The organism is Pseudomonas sp. 32_A (assembly GCF_017490905.1).
GTDB lineage: Bacteria > Pseudomonadota > Gammaproteobacteria > Pseudomonadales > Pseudomonadaceae > Aquipseudomonas > Aquipseudomonas inefficax.
This window is the reverse complement of sequence record NZ_JAFGYI010000091.1, coordinates 1-1,114: the sequence shown is the minus strand read 5'-3', so window position 1 is coordinate 1,114 and position 1,114 is coordinate 1. Positions and strand designations below refer to the sequence as shown.

Annotated in this window: 1 rRNA gene; it reads left to right on the top strand. The window is 55.2% G+C overall.

Annotated elements, in window-relative coordinates:
• Positions 1-398 precede the first annotated feature (398 nt).
• A 16S ribosomal RNA gene (locus tag J5M58_RS25730) occupies positions 399-1,114 on the top strand; the annotation flags it as partial.

Below are 1,114 nucleotides of genomic sequence, written 5' to 3'. Positions count from 1 at the left end.
GCGAAGGGGGAAGCGGGAGGTTTCGCGGCTCATGCGGTACGGTCGGCGGTAGAGGCGGCCGAGGGCGCGAGGCGGTGATCTGGGCGGTGCGCGACGCGGCAGTAAAAAAGTTGTTGACGCGCTGCGAATAAGTGATCATAATTTCGTTTCTCTGCTGCTGACAACGCAGCGCTGCTGAGAAGGGTGCGGTACGTAGTCGAATCTTCTCGCGGATATGCTCTTTAACAATGAACAGCCGATAAGTGTGGGCGCTTGATGGAAGCGGGCGATTTTCGGATCGCAAGCGAACGTATCAAGAGTCTCACACTAGAGTAAGTAAGGTTTATGACGAGATTCATATACCTGTCAGCTTTGAGTGAACGACCGGTTGGCACTACACGCAAACCGTAACAGGAACTGAACTGCAGAGTTTGATCCTGGCTCCGATTGAACGCTGGCGGCATGCCTTACACATGCAAGTCGAACGGCAGCACGGGCTTCGGCCTGGTGGCGAGTGGCGAACGGGTGAGTAATACATCGGAACATGTCCTGTAGTGGGGGATAGCCCGGCGAAAGCCGGATTAATACCGCATACGATCTAAGGATGAAAGCGGGGGACCTTCGGGCCTCGCGCTATAGGGTTGGCCGATGGCTGATTAGCTAGTTGGTGGGGTAAAGGCCTACCAAGGCGACGATCAGTAGCTGGTCTGAGAGGACGACCAGCCACACTGGGACTGAGACACGGCCCAGACTCCTACGGGAGGCAGCAGTGGGGAATTTTGGACAATGGGCGCAAGCCTGATCCAGCAATGCCGCGTGTGTGAAGAAGGCCTTCGGGTTGTAAAGCACTTTTGTCCGGAAAGAAATCATTCTGGCTAATACCCGGAGTGGATGACGGTACCGGAAGAATAAGCACCGGCTAACTACGTGCCAGCAGCCGCGGTAATACGTAGGGTGCGAGCGTTAATCGGAATTACTGGGCGTAAAGCGTGCGCAGGCGGTTTGCTAAGACCGATGTGAAATCCCCGGGCTCAACCTGTGAACTGCATTGGTGACTGGCAGGCTAGAGTATGGCAGAGGGGGGTAGAATTCCACGTTTAGCAGTGAAATGCGTAGAGATGTGGAGGAATACCGA